Origin of the sequence: Croceibacterium xixiisoli, from assembly GCF_009827305.1 — a bacterium.
GTDB classification, from domain to species: Bacteria; Pseudomonadota; Alphaproteobacteria; order Sphingomonadales; family Sphingomonadaceae; genus Croceibacterium_C; species Croceibacterium_C xixiisoli.
Window position 1 is genome coordinate 967,927 of record NZ_WTYJ01000001.1, and the last position, 15,795, is coordinate 983,721.

Annotated in this window: 26 protein-coding genes; 3 read left to right on the forward strand and 23 right to left on the reverse strand. The window is 63.2% G+C overall.

From position 1 onward, the window contains the following. Nucleotides 1–7 precede the first annotated feature (7 nt). Nucleotides 8–775, forward strand: coding sequence for an N-formylglutamate amidohydrolase (locus GRI97_RS04590; protein ID WP_161389920.1), 768 nt, complete (start codon nt 8–10; stop codon nt 773–775). Here the strand turns inward: GRI97_RS04590 and GRI97_RS04595 are convergent, their stop codons facing one another. The 13 genes from GRI97_RS04595 to GRI97_RS04655 form a co-directional block, all read right to left on the reverse strand. After that, on the reverse strand, nt 776–1,285 hold the full coding sequence (locus GRI97_RS04595; protein WP_202392577.1) for a GNAT family N-acetyltransferase: 510 nt from the start codon (nt 1,283–1,285) through the stop codon (nt 776–778). After that, nucleotides 1,282–2,133 carry a beta-etherase gene (locus GRI97_RS04600; RefSeq protein ID WP_161389921.1) on the reverse strand — a complete coding sequence of 284 codons (852 nt, stop codon included), beginning with the start codon at nt 2,131–2,133 and terminating at the stop codon, nt 1,282–1,284. The genes GRI97_RS04595 and GRI97_RS04600 overlap by 4 nt, the downstream gene beginning before the upstream one ends. Nucleotides 2,134–2,593: 460 nt before the next feature. Further along, nucleotides 2,594–2,923 (reverse strand): Grx4 family monothiol glutaredoxin, encoded by a 330-nt coding sequence (grxD, locus tag GRI97_RS04605; protein ID WP_161389922.1) that lies wholly within the window; start codon nt 2,921–2,923, stop codon nt 2,594–2,596. A gap of 33 nt (nt 2,924–2,956) precedes the next feature. Next, nucleotides 2,957–3,190 carry a BolA family protein gene (locus GRI97_RS04610; RefSeq protein ID WP_161389923.1) on the reverse strand — a complete coding sequence of 78 codons (234 nt, stop codon included), beginning with the start codon at nt 3,188–3,190 and terminating at the stop codon, nt 2,957–2,959. Nucleotides 3,191–3,194: 4 nt separating this feature from the next. After that, complete coding sequence (locus GRI97_RS04615; protein WP_161389924.1) at nt 3,195–3,518, reverse strand: DUF1476 domain-containing protein; 324 nt, start codon at nt 3,516–3,518, stop codon at nt 3,195–3,197. Nucleotides 3,519–3,633: 115 nt separating this feature from the next. Beyond that, nucleotides 3,634–4,236 (reverse strand): 3-isopropylmalate dehydratase small subunit, encoded by a 603-nt coding sequence (gene leuD, locus GRI97_RS04620; protein WP_161389925.1) that lies wholly within the window; start codon nt 4,234–4,236, stop codon nt 3,634–3,636. Then, the gene (locus GRI97_RS04625; RefSeq protein WP_161389926.1) at nt 4,236–4,400 is read right to left on the reverse strand and encodes an isopropylmalate isomerase; all 165 of its coding nucleotides are present in this window, start codon (nt 4,398–4,400) and stop codon (nt 4,236–4,238) included. Before GRI97_RS04625 ends, leuD begins: the two co-directional genes overlap by 1 nt. Nucleotides 4,401–4,441: 41 nt before the next feature. Further along, nucleotides 4,442–4,966 carry a DNA-deoxyinosine glycosylase gene (locus tag GRI97_RS04630; protein ID WP_235917605.1) on the reverse strand — a complete coding sequence of 175 codons (525 nt, stop codon included), beginning with the start codon at nt 4,964–4,966 and terminating at the stop codon, nt 4,442–4,444. Between the two features lie 16 nt (nt 4,967–4,982). Next, on the reverse strand, nt 4,983–6,416 hold the full coding sequence (leuC, locus tag GRI97_RS04635) for a 3-isopropylmalate dehydratase large subunit (protein WP_161389927.1): 1,434 nt from the start codon (nt 6,414–6,416) through the stop codon (nt 4,983–4,985). 76 nt (nt 6,417–6,492) lie between these two features. Beyond that, the gene (locus GRI97_RS04640) at nt 6,493–6,903 is read right to left on the reverse strand and encodes a hypothetical protein (RefSeq protein WP_161389928.1); all 411 of its coding nucleotides are present in this window, start codon (nt 6,901–6,903) and stop codon (nt 6,493–6,495) included. A 170-nt stretch (nt 6,904–7,073) separates the two neighbouring features. Further along, a complete protein-coding gene (locus GRI97_RS04645) occupies nt 7,074–7,427 on the reverse strand; it encodes a YbaN family protein (RefSeq protein WP_202392578.1) in 354 nt (117 codons plus the stop codon). Between the two features lies 1 nt (nt 7,428). Continuing rightward, on the reverse strand, nt 7,429–7,836 hold the full coding sequence (locus GRI97_RS04650) for a SufE family protein (protein ID WP_161389929.1): 408 nt from the start codon (nt 7,834–7,836) through the stop codon (nt 7,429–7,431). Nucleotides 7,837–7,892: 56 nt separating this feature from the next. Beyond that, on the reverse strand, nt 7,893–8,900 hold the full coding sequence (locus GRI97_RS04655; RefSeq protein ID WP_161389930.1) for a DMT family transporter: 1,008 nt from the start codon (nt 8,898–8,900) through the stop codon (nt 7,893–7,895). Between the two features lie 100 nt (nt 8,901–9,000). Here GRI97_RS04655 and GRI97_RS04660 point away from each other — a divergent pair, with 100 nt between their 5' ends. After that, on the forward strand, nt 9,001–9,483 hold the full coding sequence (locus tag GRI97_RS04660) for an Lrp/AsnC family transcriptional regulator (protein ID WP_161389931.1): 483 nt from the start codon (nt 9,001–9,003) through the stop codon (nt 9,481–9,483). A 12-nt stretch (nt 9,484–9,495) separates the two neighbouring features. Here the strand turns inward: GRI97_RS04660 and GRI97_RS04665 are convergent, their stop codons facing one another. From GRI97_RS04665 to GRI97_RS04700, 8 genes are read right to left on the reverse strand one after another with little or no spacing between them, the layout of a single operon-like run. Then, on the reverse strand, nt 9,496–9,747 hold the full coding sequence (locus tag GRI97_RS04665; RefSeq protein ID WP_161389932.1) for a hypothetical protein: 252 nt from the start codon (nt 9,745–9,747) through the stop codon (nt 9,496–9,498). Nucleotides 9,748–9,797: 50 nt separating this feature from the next. After that, nucleotides 9,798–10,070 (reverse strand): hypothetical protein, encoded by a 273-nt coding sequence (locus GRI97_RS04670; protein ID WP_161389933.1) that lies wholly within the window; start codon nt 10,068–10,070, stop codon nt 9,798–9,800. Further along, complete coding sequence (locus tag GRI97_RS04675; protein WP_202392579.1) at nt 10,067–10,417, reverse strand: hypothetical protein; 351 nt, start codon at nt 10,415–10,417, stop codon at nt 10,067–10,069. Before GRI97_RS04675 ends, GRI97_RS04670 begins: the two co-directional genes overlap by 4 nt. A 44-nt stretch (nt 10,418–10,461) precedes the next feature. Continuing rightward, complete coding sequence (locus GRI97_RS04680; protein WP_161389934.1) at nt 10,462–10,755, reverse strand: phage shock protein B; 294 nt, start codon at nt 10,753–10,755, stop codon at nt 10,462–10,464. A 21-nt stretch (nt 10,756–10,776) separates the two neighbouring features. Further along, nucleotides 10,777–11,154, reverse strand: a complete 378-nt coding sequence (gene pspC / locus GRI97_RS04685; RefSeq protein WP_161389935.1) for an envelope stress response membrane protein PspC — start codon at nt 11,152–11,154, stop codon at nt 10,777–10,779. Further along, entirely contained in the window at nt 11,151–11,444 is a 294-nt protein-coding gene (pspB, locus tag GRI97_RS04690) for an envelope stress response membrane protein PspB (protein WP_161389936.1), read from the reverse strand. Before pspB ends, pspC begins: the two co-directional genes overlap by 4 nt. 3 nt (nt 11,445–11,447) lie before the next feature. Continuing rightward, the gene (gene pspA, locus GRI97_RS04695) at nt 11,448–12,338 is read right to left on the reverse strand and encodes a phage shock protein PspA (protein WP_235917606.1); all 891 of its coding nucleotides are present in this window, start codon (nt 12,336–12,338) and stop codon (nt 11,448–11,450) included. Then, nucleotides 12,335–12,490, reverse strand: a complete 156-nt coding sequence (locus GRI97_RS04700) for a hypothetical protein (protein WP_161389937.1) — start codon at nt 12,488–12,490, stop codon at nt 12,335–12,337. Before GRI97_RS04700 ends, pspA begins: the two co-directional genes overlap by 4 nt. A 168-nt stretch (nt 12,491–12,658) precedes the next feature. On the opposite strand from GRI97_RS04700, the gene pspF reads away from it, so the two are divergent. Next, nucleotides 12,659–13,699, forward strand: coding sequence for a phage shock protein operon transcriptional activator (gene pspF, locus GRI97_RS04705; RefSeq protein ID WP_161390816.1), 1,041 nt, complete (start codon nt 12,659–12,661; stop codon nt 13,697–13,699). A gap of 2 nt (nt 13,700–13,701) precedes the next feature. Here the strand turns inward: pspF and GRI97_RS04710 are convergent, their stop codons facing one another. Together GRI97_RS04710 and rnk are read right to left on the reverse strand one after the other, a co-directional pair. After that, nucleotides 13,702–14,994: a sugar MFS transporter gene (locus GRI97_RS04710; RefSeq protein ID WP_161389938.1), complete on the reverse strand. Its 1,293-nt coding sequence runs from the start codon at nt 14,992–14,994 to the stop codon at nt 13,702–13,704. A gap of 109 nt (nt 14,995–15,103) precedes the next feature. Further along, nucleotides 15,104–15,505 carry a nucleoside diphosphate kinase regulator gene (gene rnk / locus GRI97_RS04715; RefSeq protein WP_161389939.1) on the reverse strand — a complete coding sequence of 134 codons (402 nt, stop codon included), beginning with the start codon at nt 15,503–15,505 and terminating at the stop codon, nt 15,104–15,106. Nucleotides 15,506–15,795 lie beyond the last annotated feature (290 nt).

Below are 15,795 nucleotides of genomic sequence, written 5' to 3' on the forward strand. Positions count from 1 at the left end.
TGAATCGATGTCATCGACCCTGCCTCTGCTGGCCGCCAACGAAGCGCCGCCCTTTGCCCGGCATCAGGCGCAAGGCCGTTCCCCGTTTCTGTTGATTGGTGATCACGCCGGGCGCGCCATTCCGGGTGGACTGGCTGATCTGGGGCTGGGCGGCGATGATCTTTTGCGGCACATCGCCTGGGATATCGGTGTCCATGGGCTGGGCAGCATGCTGGCTGAGCGGCTGGACGCGGTGTTTATCCGTCAAAACTATTCGCGGCTGGTGATCGACTGCAACCGGGACCCGTCATCGGCGGAGGCGATTCCCCTGGTGTCGGACGAGACGCCGATTCCGGGGAATTGCGGCCTGAGTGAGGGAGACCGACAGGCGCGCGTGGCGCAGATTCATGTGCCCTACCAAGCGGCCATCGCGGCGGAGATCGCCGCGCGGGCCGCCGCCGGCATGCCCACGGTGCTGGTTTCGCTGCACAGCTTCACCCCCGTCATGGCCGGTGTGCCGCGACCTTGGCATGTCGGCGTGCTGCACGACGGGCACAATGATCGCTTCGCGCGGAGTCTGCTGGCCAGGCTGCAGGGCGATGCGGCGCTGCAGGTGGGCGACAACGAGCCCTATCGCATGGATGGTACCGACTACACGGTGCCGCACCATGCCTTCGCGGCGGACTTGCCCTATGTGGAACTGGAAATCCGGCAGGATCTGATTGCCGAGGCTGAGGGGCAGGAGCGCTGGTGCGCCATTCTGGCGGCGGCGCTGGGCGCTGCGTGGGACGGGTGATCAGTCGTCGCGCAGATCCTGCACCATGTAACGCGCTGCCTGACCATAGCTGGCGCGGTTTTCGGCGGGCAGCAGATCGGACGCGTCGTGAAAACCGCAACGGGCCCAGAACGGCGCCGACCCGCCAACCGCGATCAGGCTGAGCGTGGCAAAGCCGGATGCGCGGGCGCGGTCTGAAAGCAGGGTAACGATGGCGCGTGCCGCGCCGCTGCCACGTGCGGAAGGGAGCAGCGCCACATCGTGAATATAGAAGCTGTCGCTATATTGCGGCAGGGTGCCGATCCGGCTGTTGAGCGCAGGCGCGCCGCCCAAGGTCCATGGATGGGCGATGGCATAGCCGCCGACCATGCCGCCATTTTCCAGAATATGTGCGCCGTCGGGGTAAAGCTGCAGCCGTTCGGCAAACACGGCTCGGTCTTCGGGAAAATCGCGATGAACGACGGCGGCGACGGTTTGCACCGCCGCCAGATCCGCCGTTTCCATCGCCCGCCAATGGAAACCGGGCTTCACGCGTCCGCCTGTTCCGTCGCCTTGCCCGTGATCCGGGCGGTTTCACCGCTGGTGCTGGCGACCCCGGTGTTCCGCTTGCTCAGGCCATTGGCGACCGGGTTGCGGTTGAAGGGTTCCGGGTCACCGTCGCGGATCTGCAGGCCGAAGATGTTGGACAGGCCAGGGTGCCGACCGAGCCCGCCATAGAGATCGAACCCACGATCGATCCAGTCGCGCAGGGGGTCATCCTCCACCAGCGCCGGCGTGTCGCAGACCGATGCCAGCCACAGGAAGCAGGCGAGCAGGCGGTGATCGGTGTAATTGGGGGTTTCGCCGCCGAACCAGGGATTTTCCCGCAGCGTGCTGCGCAGCAATTCCAGATTCGCGGAAATCTGCGGCAGGCGATCTTCACGGCCCACGATGATGTCTTCCAGCTTGCGGTTGCCGAACATGCGTTCACGCGTGCTGGTGACATAGTCATGATCCTGCGGCAGCGAGCGGTCGCGATAGGCAACCAGATAGCAGGTCATCCACGGGCCCACGGCGTTCTGCCACAGCCAGGCTTCATTCATTTGCGCACTGGGCCGGATGCCGGGATCGCCGATCAGCGTGGGGCGATCGGGATAGGCCGCGTCGAGATGTTCGGCGATCAGCCAGCTGTCGAGGATCCATTCCCCCTTGTCGACGATGGCGGGCAGGCGTTCGGTCTTTCCGCCGGTCCGTTCCGCAATGCCGGTGAAGCCGCCGGGCACGATATCGGGATCGAAGCCCTTGTGACCCAGGGCAAGCTTGGTGGCCCAGACGAACGGGCTGATCGTTGCGCCGCTGGCCAATTGCAGATCGTAAAGCGTTATTCCGTTGTCAGACATGGGGCATCCTCCGTCTTTAGTTGACTTTGTCCGAGAGGATAGGCCGTGATCGGGCAACCTGCCAGCGCTTCCTTCACCAGTGGCGGCAGGATTTTGCCGCTTTTCCGACAATGCGTGGAAATACTGTCGGGAATTTTGACAAAATTAACCTTTGGTAAGCAGACGGTAACCATGCCTGTCAGCGGAAAAGTGGGAAATTTCTCAACTGGCACGCGACGTGCTATATTTCTGGTACCCGAAAGTCTTCGAACGAGGCGGGACTGACCCCAAGTCCCTGCGGCCAAAAGCCAACGGATCGTCTCCCGGTCCCGCCTCCCCGAAGTTTCCCTCACATCGCAGGAACTGGGCATCGGCGCTGCATGACGCGCGCCAGCGTGAAGCAAGCAAAGAAAAACGCGCGACTTTCGCCGCGCGTTATCTGTTGGGGCCGAAAGCCCGTGCAGAAATGAGCTCTGCGGGATCAGGACGCCTTGGCGACGTTCTGATCGACCAGAAGCTGCTGCAATTCGCCCGCTTCGTACATTTCCTTCATGATGTCGCTGCCGCCGACGAATTCACCCTTCACATAGAGCTGGGGGATGGTCGGCCAGTCAGAAAACTCCTTGATGCCCTGGCGGATTTCCATGTCCTGCAGCACGTCGACGCCATCATAGGCGACACCGCAACGGTCGAGGATGGCAACCGCCAGGCTGGAAAAGCCGCACTGCGGGAACAGCGGCGAACCCTTCATGAACAGGACGACATCGTGTTCGCCCACGATCTTGGCAATGCGTTCATTGGTATCGGACATGATGGCCCCGGATATAGTAAAGTTTGCTGACAATCAGTTGGGAATGGCGGTGACGACTTGCAAGGCGTGCAGTTCGCCGCCCATGCGCCCGCCCAGCGCGTCATACACCATCTTGTGCTGCGCGACGCGGGTTTTCCCGGCAAAGGCGCTGCTTGTCACGCGCGCCCGGTAATGATCGCCGTCCCCGGCCAGATCGTCGATGAAGACGATCGCATCGGGCAGGGCAGCCTTGATAAGCTGTTCGATCTGTTCGGCGGGCATGCCCATCGGATCAGACCTCGCCCATCAACTGGCGGCGCGCTTCGACCTGCTTTTCTTCCAGCGCGGCGCGCACGCCGGCTTCGTCGATGTCCACGCCGGCGGCGGTCAGATCGCCCAGCACCTTGCGGATAACGTCTTCATCGCCAGCTTCTTCGAAATCGGCCTGCACGACGGCCTTGGCATAGGAATCGGTTTCTTCCGGGGTCAGCGCCATCTGCGCGGCGGCCCACTGACCGAGCAGGCGGTTGCGCCGGGCGGCAATGCGGAAGGCGGTGTCTTCGTCCAGCGCGAACTTGGCTTCTTCGGCGCGTTCGCGGTCATTAAAAGCGTTCATGTCGTGCCCCTTGAAGCCTTATGTTCTGAAATTGATATGCTGCAGATAGCGCGCCGGTGACCCGGGCGGCAAGTGTTCACCGCCCGCAGGTCAACCCTTGAGCAGAGCCGGCGCCTCAGGCGGCCAGATCGGTGCCGTGAACCAGCCAGGGCTTTTCCGCGCCCAGCTTCGCTTCATAACCGGCAATGGCGGCATCGCGTGCGAGCGTCAGCCCGACTTCATCCAGCCCTTCGAGCAGGCAATGCTTGCGGAAGGGATCGATTTCGAACCGGAAACGATCCTGGAATGGCGTGGTGACGGTCTGGCTTTCCAGATCCACGCTGATCGGATCGGTCGCGGCAACTTCCAGCAGCCGATCAACCTGTTCCTGCGGCAGGATCACGGTCAGAATGCCGTTCTTGAATGCATTGCCGGAAAATATGTCCGAAAAACTCGGCGCGATTACCGCCTTCACGCCCATGTCCAGCAGGGCCCAGGCGGCGTGTTCGCGGCTCGACCCGCAGCCGAAATTGTCGCCCGCCACCAGAATCGGGGCGCCGACAAAATCGGGCTGGTCGAACACATTGTCCGGATCTTCACGGACGGCTTCGAAAGCGCCACGGCCAAGCCCTTCGCGGCTGATGGTTTTCAGCCAACGTGCGGGGATGATCAGATCGGTGTCGACGTTCTTGAGGCCGAAGGGGATCGCTCTCCCTTCGATATGGCGCACAGGCTCCATCAATCGGTCTCGGGCGGTTCGTTGAACGGGGTGGTGAAGCGCTTCTTCTTGTCGCGTTCCTTGCGCTTGTTCACGAACATCACCGCTGCGGCAATCGCTGCCGAACCGATGGCTCCTGCCAGGGCGGCCTTGCCGCCGGGCCCTATGTCTGATCGCTTGCTCATGGTTTCATAAATGATCGCCACGCGGGATGGTGGCAAGGGGTTCAGGCGAGGAATTCGCACAATTTGCCCCATTGTCGCTGCTTTGCCGCAAGTGGCAGTGCAGCATAGGCGGGGCTGGATGAAGGAAGCGCGATCAGTTCCGCTGTGATGTTCGCCAAAAGGGGGCGGCCAATGCTTTCGGCCTTGCGCCCGTTGAAAGCGATGGCGCGCAGATCGGGCAAAGTGGCGACCAGATCGGACAGCGCGTTGTGCTGCGCATTGCGGATTGCGGAATCGAGACTGCCGCTGCGTTCGGCGGAGGCCACCACATCCCACAAGCCGATGCGCGCGGCGATCAGGGCGTCCAACTGGTCAGGGTAATCCAGCGATACCAGATCGCGCCCGATCGCATCGCCGACAAGCTGCCAGAAACGGTTTTGCGGGTGGGCGTAATAGCGACCGGCCGCGAGCGAGCGTTCTCCGGGCAGACTGCCGAGGATCAGCACGCGTGTGTCAGCGGATACGACCGGCGCGAAGGATGATTTGCGACTCATCCCGGCCACCGCAGGGGCGGCCGGGATGGGCAAAGCTGCAATGCGCGGATCAGCCGACCAGTTCGCGCACGTCGGTCAGCCGGCCGGTGACGGCGGCTGCGGCGGCCATGGCCGGGCTGACCAGATGGGTGCGCGCACCCGGACCCTGGCGGCCGACGAAATTGCGGTTGCTGGTGCTGGCGCAGCGTTCGCCGGCGGGCACCTTGTCCGGGTTCATGCCGAGGCAGGCCGAACAGCCCGGTTCGCGCCATTCCAGACCGGCATCGGTGAAGACCTTGTCGAGCCCTTCGGCTTCGGCCTGTTCCTTCACCAGCCCCGAACCCGGCACGACGATCGCCCATTTGATGTTGGGCGCGGTGTGGCGCCCCTTCAGAACGGCAGCAGCGGCGCGCAGATCCTCGATCCGGCTGTTGGTGCAGGATCCGATGAAGATGTTCTGCACCTCCACCTCTTCCATGCGCGTGCCGGGGACCAGGCCCATGTAATCCAGGCTCTTGCGCGCAGCATCCTGCTTGGACGGATCGGCAAAGCTTTCCGGCGCCGGGACGACGCCGCCGATGGCGACCACGTCTTCCGGGCTGGTGCCCCAGGTGACCGTGGGTTCGACGTCGGCGGCGTTGATCACCACCGTCTTGTCGAACACGGCGCCTTCATCGGTCTGCAGCGTGCGCCAATAGGCGACCGCCTGATCCCATTCGTCGCCCTTGGGGGAGAAGGCGCGATCCTTCAGATAGGCGAAGGTCTTGTCATCGGCGGCAACCAGGCCGGCGCGGGCGCCGCCTTCGATGCTCATGTTGCAGACCGTCAGCCGGCCCTCGACGCTCATATCCTCGAACACGCGGCCGCGATATTCGATGACATAGCCGGTGCCGCCAGCCGTGCCGATCACGCCGATGATGTGCAGGATCAGATCCTTGGAGGTGACGCCCGGCGTCAGATCACCTTCCACGCGCACCTCCATCGTCTTCGACGGTTGCAGCAGCAGGGTCTGCGTGGCCATCACATGTTCGACTTCGCTGGTGCCGATGCCGAAGGCCAGCGCGCCGACGCCGCCATGGGCCGCCGTATGGCTGTCACCGCAAACGATCGTGGTGCCGGGCAGGGAGAAACCTTGTTCCGGGCCGACCACATGGACGATGCCCTGTTCGCGCGCGGTCGCGCCGAAATAGCGGACGCCGAATTCCTCGACATTGCGTTCCAGCGCGGCGAGCTGCTGCGCGCTTTCCACGTCCAGGATCGGGATACGGTTGCCGGCTTCGTCCACACGCGCGGTGGTGGGGACATTGTGGTCCGGCACGGCCAGCGTCAGTTCCGGCCGGCGCAGCTTGCGGCCCGCCATGCGGAGCGCTTCGAAGGCCTGAGGGCTGGTGACTTCGTGAACCAGATGGCGATCGATGAAGATCAGGCAGGTGCCATCATCACGGCGTTCGACGACGTGGGCGTCCCAGATCTTTTCATACAATGTGCGGGGTCGGCTGCTCATGGCGGTGAGCTAGTCCCGCCGACCCCGGCTGACAAGATATCATCGCTTGATCTGCGCAAAGGATTTGCGTGGAAGATCAGCGGCGGTTGCCACCCCGATTGTTGTCGCGGCTGTCATGGCGGTCATTGTCCCGGCGATCATGGTCCCGGCCGCGATTGTCATCATGCCGGCTGTCGCGGGTCTTGGCGGCCAGTTGCGATTTCACGCTGTCGATCCGGTTGCCGAGCGTGCGCAGCTCCGTGCGGGAGAAACCGCCGCGGGCATATTGGCGCGACAGGTTCTGCAGCTGGTCGACCTGGCGGCTCAATTGCTGGGCGTCACGCTGGTTCAGATTGCGGCTGCGCTGGGCATTGCTGATCTGCCGGTCCAGCTGGCTGATCTGGGCGTTGATCTGCTGCCCGCTGTTCCAGACGGCGGCGGAGGCGGGGGTGGCGCTGATGAGCGCTGCGGCCAGGGCGATCGGGGCGGCGAACAGGAATGTCTTCATGGCGTTGTCTCCTTGATCCTTGCGGTCCGGATGCCTGGGGACAATCCCTTTGGTGCCGTTCCGATAACCAGGGTTTGCCACGAATTTTCGCGCTTGAGCGTCGCCTTTGGTAAGATAGTGTCGCGCCGCTGGTGCAAAGCTGTCCCGCAGCTGCACGGGCTTGCGGGTGATTATTCAGGTCGCGTCCACAGCCAGATGCCGACCAGGCTCATCGATCCGATCGACCACCAGGCGGTGGGAAATCCGACCAGCAGCGCCGTGGCGATGCCGGCGATCGTCATGGTGATGACGGCGGCACGCTTGCCCTTGCGCGAGATCGCGCGCCGTTCGCGCCAGCTGATCAGATGCGGGCCGATATGCGGATGGTCGAGCAGCTTCTGTTCCATCACCGGGCTGCTGCGGGCAAAGCAGAACGCCGCCATGATGAAGAACACCACGCCCGGCATCATCGGCAGGATCAGGCCCAGCCAGCCGAGCCCGACACAGACGAAACCCGCTGACAGCCAGAGCCGGCGGGCGATCATGTCAGGCCGCCGCGATCCGCGCGGCGTGTTCCTGCACCAGCGCGATCATGTTGGGCACGCCCTGGGTGCGGTTGGAACTCAGCTGATTGCGCAGATCGAATGGGGCGAGTTCGGCCGCGATATCCATCGCCGCGACCTCCGCTGCGGGGCGATCCTGCACGGCGGAAATCACCAGCGCCACGATCCCCTTGGTGATGGCGGCATTGCTGTCGGCCAGGAAATGCAGCTGGCCGTTGGCTTCGGTGGGATAGACCCACACACTGGCCGAACAGCCGCGCACCAGCGTGGCATCGGTCTTCAGCGCGGCCGGCATCTCTTCCAGCTCCCGCCCGAGTTCGATCAGCAGCCGATAGCGTTCATCGGCTTCGAGGAATTCATATTCTTCCCGGATGTCATCAAGCGCGCGCATGGCGGCGCCCTATCAACATGACCGCCCCGGCGGAAGGGGGTGTGATGCATAATGCGTCAGACCGGATGCGCGCCCTGCGGCAGCGGGGCCGACGCCGGGCGGCGGTGCGCCGCAATGCAGCTGAGCACGCCGGTGACGACCAGGCCGAAGGCGGCGATTTCCAGCACGGTCGGCAGGCGCTGTTCCCAGATGAAGCCATAGATCAGCGCGAACAGCGTTTCGAACAGGATCATCTGCCCGACCAGCGTCAGCGGCAGCAGTCGGCTCATCCGGTTCCACAACGCATTGCCCAGGATGGAGGCGAACAGAGCGACCGCGATCGACACCCCGGCCAGTTGCAGCCAGTCTCCGCCGCTGTGCGATGCCGGATAGAGCCACAGCGCCAGCGGGATCAGCAGCAGGCTCTGCGCCCCGGTGACGATGCCGTTCAGCAGGCTCCAGTCATGCGCCGACACATGGTCGAGCCGGTGGAGCCAACGGCTGTTGCCCACGGCAAAGATCGTCCAGGATGCCAGTGCCCCGACCGCGCAGAGCATGCCGATGATCTGCGTGCCCGATGCGTCCCCGCGCGGGCCGGACTGGGCGGCGATCAGCGATTGCCCGCCGATGCACAGCACGCCCGCTGCGCACAGCAGCAGCGACGGAGCCAGCCGGGCCAGCGGCAAGGCGCCCTTGTCCCGGCTGCCGATAATGGTCACGGTGACGGGGATCAGGCCGATGATCAGCGATGTCATGGCGATGCCGCCCATCTTCACCGCATTGGCAAGCAGGATGTAATAGAGCGTGTTGCCGGTCAGCGCGAGCCAGCCGAGCGCCAGCCATTCGCGCCGCTCGATCCGGGGCACGACGGCGCGCCAGCGCGGCGCCAGCAGCACGGCCGCGATCAGGCCGTAGAAGAGATAGCGGCCGATCGTCTGATGCAGCGGGCTGAATTGGGGCACCAGTTCCGGCGCCAGGAACACCAGCCCCCACAGGGCGCCGGCGCCCATGCCGCACAGAATTCCGATGCCGCGCGCACCCAAGGCTGACTGGCTTTCCACTATCTTGCTTTCATGATTGGCCATCTGCCTGATGTGCCGCAGCTTTACCCGAGCAGGGCAATAGCACCGGGTCGGCGGGAAAGGCGCTCTTGATTGGCGGGGCAAATGCAACAATTACTCGCGGATGGCCGGCTCTCCCACTCCCCGCTCCCCTGACGGTTTCGACCGGGCGATTCTGCGCATCATTCAGCAGGACAATAAGACGCCGCAGCGCAGCATTGCAGAGGCGGTGAATCTGTCGACCGCAGCAGTGCAGCGCCGGATTGCCGCGATGGAAAGGGCCGGGATCATCCAGCACAATGTCGCGATCATCGATCCGGCAGCACTGGCACTGACCATCACCGCCATTGTCGAGGTGTTCATGGCCGACGAGCGGGCGGCGACGATCGACCATGCCAAGGCTGTCTTCCGCGCAGCACCCGAAGTGCAGCAATGCTATTATGTGACGGGCGGGACCAGCTTCGTGGTGGTTATCGTGGCATCGGATATGCCGGCCTATCAGGCCCTGGCCCGCCGCCTGTTCGAACAGAACGAGGCGGTTTCCCACTATCGCACAATGGTGGCGCTGGACCGGGTGAAGATGGGGGCTGAACTCACCATCGATTGAGGCGCGGGCGGATTACAGATCCACGCCGCTCGCGATGGCTTCCAGCTTGCGGATGCGTTCGCGCAGATCGGCGATCTCTATGCGGCCTGTACCATCGCCACGGGTTTCGATTTCGCGCGGTTCGGCCCGCATCGGCGCGGCGTGGCGGGTTTCGAGTTCCCGCACTTTCAGCGCCAGCCATCCCTGCCAGCCGCGCAGCGCGGCGGCGGTGACGATCGTCAGGCCGAACAATGCGGTGACGGCGAGCAAAATGTCCTGGCTCATCTTCGCAAATCCTTTCCTGTCGGAGGTGGCGGGTGGTGCGGGAAACCGTTTCAGCGGTCGCGCAGGCTGTCGATCTCTGCAGAGAGCCGCTTGGTGTCGCGGTCTTCGGTGATGATGCGTTCCAGCACCTTCACCCGTTCGCGCAGATCGGCGATTTCGCGTTCGCGCGCGGCCTTTTCGGCCGGATCCTCAAGGGGCGCATTGATGCGCTCATTGCCCATCCAGTCGGTGGTTACGCCGCGCTTGCCCTTGTAGCGTTCCTGGAGAACGCTGGTGACGCAGCCGATGATGACGATCAGCACGATGGCGGTCCAGAAACTCATGATACGCTTATCTCCCTTTGCGCGGAGCCCTGTGCCGCCGGGCCAAAGGCCTCGGCACGGTCTTCCCGCAGCGTTTCCATTTGTGCGGAGACTTCAAATCCGCGGTCGGTTACGATCCGTTCCAGCACGGCCAGCCGTTTCTCGCTGGCATCCAGCCGCAGTTGCAGCCGCTGGTTTTCCTGTCTCAGCCGGTCTGCCGTCTCGCGGTCCGATGCCGTGGCTGTGCCCTTTGCATCATCATCCAGCGGACAGCCCTGGCTGGCGCGGATCCAGTTGTTGACGATCCAGCCGCCCAAGCAGACCCCTGCGATCGCAACGATGATCAGTCCCTGGCCTCCCCAATCCATTGTTCCCTCCTCGGTGGCTTTGGCGGTCCCTCTCGCCTGGAAGCTCACGGTGCGGTTGTGCGTTTCTCCAGCAGATCTTCCACCCGGCGCTGATCACGCAGCGCTTCGATCTGGGTGGCAACATCATAGCCCTTGTCGGTGACGATCCGTTCCAGCACGCGGACGCGGTCTTCCAGTTCGGTGACCTTGCTCGCATATTGGGCGGCCTTTTCCGCACTCTGTTCCGCCGTTGCAGTCAGCCGCTTTTCTTCCAGCTTCGTCCGGCTGCGGATCCAGACGATGCCGATTACCATCAGGAACGGTGCAAGCGGGATCATCAGGGCCAATGCGTCGGTCATGTTTCAAACTCCCGATAAGGCTTAGCGGAGGTTCTCGATTTCGGCCGAGAGGCGCGGATTGCTGGAGACATAGAAGTTTTCCACTTCCGCCAGTCGCCGGTCGATGTCGCGGAACCGGGCGCGGATTTCGCGTGCGGTGCGCTTCGGGCTCTGCCTCACACGCTGCCAGTACCGTTCTTCCTGGGCATCGACATAGAGGTGGGCAGGCTTGTTCTGCAGCAGGAAACCGGTCACGAAATAGAACGGGATGATGAAGCCGCTGGTCATGAACATCAACATGATGGCGCCGAGCCTGACCCACAGAGCGTTGACTCCCGTGTAGTCGGCAATCCCGGCGCATACGCCCATCAGCTTGCCGTTGTGCTTGTCACGATAGAGCGTGGTGCGTTGGCTGGTCATTTGCGTTCTCCCCGTTTGGCCAGCAGCCGATCCAGTTCGCGCAGCGGCTGATTGTCGGCATCCAGATCGGGCGCGATGCGGGCTGGTTTGAAGGACGGATCATCATTCGCCACCAGGCGCTCGACGGTGTCCATCCGTTCGTCCAGCCGCTTGGCCAGGCGATAGAGTTCTTCCAGCAGCACCTCATCATCATTGGTGATGGTGGCGGCGGTCTTCCATTTGGTGATGTAGTGCAGGATCACCCAGGGCAGGCCGATGAAGATACAGGCGACGGCAATTATCTCTTCCATCGGTCAGCCCTCCTTGTCGGTGGCGCCTTTGCCCAGCGCGCGCTTCATGGCTTCGAGTTCTTCATCGACCTTGTCGGAGCCGGCCAGCGCGGCAATCTCGTCCGACAGACTCTGGCGCTGTTCGCTGGCGATCGACAGGGCATCGGCGCGGCCTTCGGCATGGTCGACCCGGCGTTCCAACTGGTCGAACCGTGCCAGCGCTTCGTCCACGCGCTCGCTGGTCAGCAGTGTGCGCAGCTTGACGCGGTTTTCGGCGCTTTCGAGGCGCGCGGCGATCTGCGTCTGGCGGCTGCGGGCTTCGCGCAGGCGGTTCTGCAGCTTGTTGATATCCAGCTCATAGGCGCGCAGCGATTCGTCCAGCACCGCGATTTCGCGCGTCAGCTGTTCACCCATATCGCTCGCTTTGTTGCGTTCGACCAAAGCGGCGCGGGCCAGATCTTCACGATCCTTGCTGAGCGCCAGCTGCGCCTTTTCGCTCCAGTCATCGGCCAACTGCCGCAGCTTCACCGTGTGGCGATGCATTTCCTTCTGATCGGCAATGGTGCGGGCGGCGCTGGCGCGCACTTCCACCAGCGTTTCTTCCATTTCCATGATGATCATGCGGATCATCTTGGCCGGATCATCGGCCTGATCCAGCAGATCGTTGAAATTCGCGGCGATGATGTCGCGGGTACGGGAAAAAATGCCCATCCAGGGAACTCCGGTTGTAAACAGGTTGCGGTTGCGGCCCGTCTGTTGCGGTCGAGGCGAAGGTTGCGTTTCGGCCGTTCCGGCCAGTCGCGTGGCCAGTGGCCGCAGAACATTGGCACGTAAATCCTGCATTTCGCGGTCGATGCGGGCCAGGGCGCGATCCTTGCTGATCGGGGTCAGCGGGTTGCTGTCGGCGCCGGTCATGCCAGTTCAACCATCGATGCATTGCGCAGGGTGGCGGACTGGGTGCTCGAAAGCGGCTGGCTCAGCGCCAGAATGTTCACGGCGACAACCGCGGCCATGCCCAGCAATGCGGCGTGGCCGAATGCACTGGAGAAGAAGCTGCGATCATTCATCGGTCAATTCCTTAAACGGCCACTTGGCCAGTCTGGTGTTGTTCAGGAATTAGCAAGGAGTGTGCCAGACCGAAATATTGAAGGATTATCAAAGGCATGTTGTTGTCAATAAAAGTGTGATGTGGCGATAATTGCCAAGGGTTGGGTTTCAGCACTATATATTGGGGTATGGAGCGCGACAGCCAGTTCATCGGCCAATCCGGGGCCTTTCTCGATGCGGTCGAACGGGCCAGCCGAGCGGCGCTGATGCGCCGGCCAGTGCTGGTTATCGGAGAACGCGGCACGGGCAAGGAACTGATCGCCGAACGTCTTCACCGCCTGTCCAACCGGTGGGAAGAACCGCTGATCACCATGAATTGCGCGGCCCTGCCCGAAACGCTGATCGAGGCGGAATTGTTCGGCCATGAGGCGGGCGCCTTCACCGGTGCGACGCGGGCGCGCGCAGGCCGGTTTGAAGAGGCGGACCGGGGCACGCTGTTCCTGGATGAATTGGCGACCCTGTCGATGGCGGCGCAGGAGAGACTGCTGCGCGCAGTCGAATATGGCGAGGTCACCCGGATCGGATCATCCCGACCCATGCGGGTGGATGTGCGGATCGTCGCTGCCACCAATGAAAATCTGCCGCAACTGGCGCGGGAAGGGCGGTTTCGGGCCGATCTGCTCGATCGGCTCAGCTTCGAAGTCATCACCTTGCCGCCGCTGCGCGTGCGCGAAGGGGATATCGATGTGCTGGCCGATTATTTCGGGCGGCGGATGGCGGCCGAACTCGATTGGGATGCCTGGCCTGGCTTCGCCACCCATGTCCGGCGGCAGATGAATGATCACCCCTGGCACGGGAATGTGCGCGAATTGCGCAATGTGGTGGAACGCGCCGTGTATCGCTGGGACAATTGGGATGCGGCCATCGGCCATGTCCAGTTCGATCCGTTCGACAGCCCGTGGATGCCGGTCGCCAGCCCTGCGTCAGTTGGCGGCGCGGCGCAGGCCGCGCCCGCGGCTGCCGAGACGCCGCCCGCGATGGTGTCGCGCAGCGATTATGACGCGGTCAGCGATCTGCGCGGCGCGGTCGATGCGCATGAACGGGCGATTCTGGAACATGCCCTGGGCCGCAATCGCTGGAACCAGCGACAGACGGCCAAGGCGCTGGGCCTGACTTATGACCAGCTGCGCCACTGCATCCGCAAGCACGGGCTGACCGAAGAGGGGTAGCCTCAGGCCGGGCGACGGGCAAAGATGCCGAAACTGCCGATCACCGCATAGCATAGTGCGGGCAAGGCCAGAGCCATCGCGATGCTGCCCGACAGATCAGCCAGGGCGCCGGTTGCCAGTGGCACCACCGCCCCGCCGAAGATCGCCACGTTGATGATGCCGGAACCGTCAGCCGCGCGGGGGCCCAGTTTTTCGGACGCGAGCGAGAAGATGGTCGGGAACATGATCGAATTCATCAGCCCGATGGCCAGCAGGCTGTAGCCTGCCGTCGTGCCCGTGGCATTGGCGGAAATGATGATCAGTGTAATGGCGCCCAAGGCCACACCGGCCAGAACCAGCCCGGGGCTGACGAACCGCAGCACCAGCGATCCGATGAAGCGACCGACCATGGCGCCGCCCCAATAGAGCGCGATCAGCTTGCCGGCGGGCTGTTCGTCCAGTCCCATGACTTCCGGCAACATCAGATAGCTGACGATCAGCGATCCAATGGACACCTCGGCGCCAACATACAGGAAAATGCACAGCGCCCCGAAACCGAAGCGCGGCCGCTTGAGCAGATTGAGACCGGCCAGGCCATGGCTGGCTTCATGCTTTTCCCCGCGCAGGCGGTTGCGGAACAGCCAGACCGCGCCTGCAACGACGGCCAGGGCGGCTGCCAACCCCAGATAAGCATGCACGATCGCCTGGCTCTCGGCGCGCCGATATTCATCAAGCGCCGCGCCCGACAGCTGGTCGGCGCTGACCGCTGCCAGGCTGCCCAGGATCAGTGTGGCGCCCACCAGCGGAAACAGGAAAGTACCCAGAGAATTGAACGCCTGGGCAAAGGTCAGGCGGCTATGCGCGGTGTCGGCCCGACCGAGCAGGCTGATCAACGGATTCGCCACGACCTGCACGATCACAACACCGCTCGCCAGCACGAACAGGGCGAACAGGAATAGCCCATAGGTGGCGTAGTGTGATGCCGGGATGAACAGCAGGCAGCCGGTCATCATCAGCAGCAAACCGATGACGGCGCCGCGCATGTAACCAACCCGCTGCACCAGTCTGGCGCCGGGAATGCCGACCAGCAGGTAAGCGGTAAAGAAGCAGAACTGCACCAGCATCGCCTGGGTGAAGTTGAGCGTGAACAGCTCTTTCAACTTGGGGATGATGACATCGTTCAGGCTGGTGATGCCGCCGAAGATGAAAAACAGCGCAAAGACGAAAACCTGCAGGCCGAGGATTTTCCCCTGCGGCGCGTCGTCTTGCGAAGGTTCCTGGTGCGTCACATTTGTCTGCGTGGTCGAAAATGCCATGACGCCCCTCAATTCCCGCTGTCTGGGCCTTTCAGCTCAGGCGCGGTTTCCTTCAGTCCGATCGCGCCGAGTAGCGGGATTTGCCCCTTGGGGCGAGAGGCTTGCTGTATCAGCCGCGAATGACCTGTTCGATCGTCAGCGTGCGATCCTTGCCAGTGCGGTCTGGCCAGCTGATGGACTGGCCAGCCCGCAAGCCGATCAGCCCGGCACCCACCGGTGTCAGGATCGACAGGCGCCCTGCGTCGAGATCGGCATCGCCGGGAAACACCAGCTGCACCCTGTGCTGTTCGCCGCTCTTCTGATCGACGAAGGTCACGGTCGATCCCATGGTGACGACGTCAGCGGGAATCTGCGCGGCGTCCACCGTTTCGGCGCGGTCGATTTCCTCGATCAGCAGGTTGGCGACAGTCGGGTTGCGGCTCCGGATGCTGAAGGCCAGATCGGAAAGGGCGTCAGCCTCGCTTTCGATCAGCACGATCGGCGGGCGTTCGGTCAGCTGGGTGGCAGCCATGGTGGTAATCCTTGATATCATGGGGTTTGCCGGCCGGCTTCATGCGGCGGATACGGCAAATTTCGGTGAGTCTTCGCCCCGGGCGCGGGGGGCACGAACCACCGGACCCGGGGCTAACTGCCCGCGAGAAGCTGACCCCCGTGATATCGGATATGCGCCTTGATCATGGGACAAATGCTGTCAGCTTGAGGCAGGGCTGTCAAATGTCACAGCTGTTTCCAAGGCTGTAAAATGGGAGCGAAGCCGTTGTACGGCAGGCGATAAGCAAACCGCTTGATGCCGGACGGGGT

Coding starts and splice junctions, on each gene's coding strand:
- GRI97_RS04590 (WP_161389920.1), top strand. CDS start 8: ATGTCATCGACCCTGCCTCTGCTGGCCGCCAACGAAGCGCCGCCCTTT.
- GRI97_RS04600 (WP_161389921.1), bottom strand. CDS start 2,133: ATGTCTGACAACGGAATAACGCTTTACGATCTGCAATTGGCCAGCGGC.
- grxD (WP_161389922.1), bottom strand. CDS start 2,923: ATGTCCGATACCAATGAACGCATTGCCAAGATCGTGGGCGAACACGAT.
- GRI97_RS04610 (WP_161389923.1), bottom strand. CDS start 3,190: ATGGGCATGCCCGCCGAACAGATCGAACAGCTTATCAAGGCTGCCCTG.
- GRI97_RS04615 (WP_161389924.1), bottom strand. CDS start 3,518: ATGAACGCTTTTAATGACCGCGAACGCGCCGAAGAAGCCAAGTTCGCG.
- leuD (WP_161389925.1), bottom strand. CDS start 4,236: ATGGAGCCTGTGCGCCATATCGAAGGGAGAGCGATCCCCTTCGGCCTC.
- GRI97_RS04625 (WP_161389926.1), bottom strand. CDS start 4,400: ATGAGCAAGCGATCAGACATAGGGCCCGGCGGCAAGGCCGCCCTGGCA.
- leuC (WP_161389927.1), bottom strand. CDS start 6,416: ATGAGCAGCCGACCCCGCACATTGTATGAAAAGATCTGGGACGCCCAC.
- GRI97_RS04640 (WP_161389928.1), bottom strand. CDS start 6,903: ATGAAGACATTCCTGTTCGCCGCCCCGATCGCCCTGGCCGCAGCGCTC.
- GRI97_RS04645 (WP_202392578.1), bottom strand. CDS start 7,427: ATGATCGCCCGCCGGCTCTGGCTGTCAGCGGGTTTCGTCTGTGTCGGG.
- GRI97_RS04650 (WP_161389929.1), bottom strand. CDS start 7,836: ATGCGCGCGCTTGATGACATCCGGGAAGAATATGAATTCCTCGAAGCC.
- GRI97_RS04655 (WP_161389930.1), bottom strand. CDS start 8,900: ATGGCCAATCATGAAAGCAAGATAGTGGAAAGCCAGTCAGCCTTGGGT.
- GRI97_RS04660 (WP_161389931.1), top strand. CDS start 9,001: ATGGCCGGCTCTCCCACTCCCCGCTCCCCTGACGGTTTCGACCGGGCG.
- GRI97_RS04665 (WP_161389932.1), bottom strand. CDS start 9,747: ATGAGCCAGGACATTTTGCTCGCCGTCACCGCATTGTTCGGCCTGACG.
- GRI97_RS04670 (WP_161389933.1), bottom strand. CDS start 10,070: ATGAGTTTCTGGACCGCCATCGTGCTGATCGTCATCATCGGCTGCGTC.
- GRI97_RS04675 (WP_202392579.1), bottom strand. CDS start 10,417: ATGGATTGGGGAGGCCAGGGACTGATCATCGTTGCGATCGCAGGGGTC.
- GRI97_RS04680 (WP_161389934.1), bottom strand. CDS start 10,755: ATGACCGACGCATTGGCCCTGATGATCCCGCTTGCACCGTTCCTGATG.
- pspC (WP_161389935.1), bottom strand. CDS start 11,154: ATGACCAGCCAACGCACCACGCTCTATCGTGACAAGCACAACGGCAAG.
- pspB (WP_161389936.1), bottom strand. CDS start 11,444: ATGGAAGAGATAATTGCCGTCGCCTGTATCTTCATCGGCCTGCCCTGG.
- pspA (WP_235917606.1), bottom strand. CDS start 12,338: ATGACCGGCGCCGACAGCAACCCGCTGACCCCGATCAGCAAGGATCGC.
- GRI97_RS04700 (WP_161389937.1), bottom strand. CDS start 12,490: ATGAATGATCGCAGCTTCTTCTCCAGTGCATTCGGCCACGCCGCATTG.
- pspF (WP_161390816.1), top strand. CDS start 12,659: ATGGAGCGCGACAGCCAGTTCATCGGCCAATCCGGGGCCTTTCTCGAT.
- GRI97_RS04710 (WP_161389938.1), bottom strand. CDS start 14,994: ATGGCATTTTCGACCACGCAGACAAATGTGACGCACCAGGAACCTTCG.
- rnk (WP_161389939.1), bottom strand. CDS start 15,505: ATGGCTGCCACCCAGCTGACCGAACGCCCGCCGATCGTGCTGATCGAA.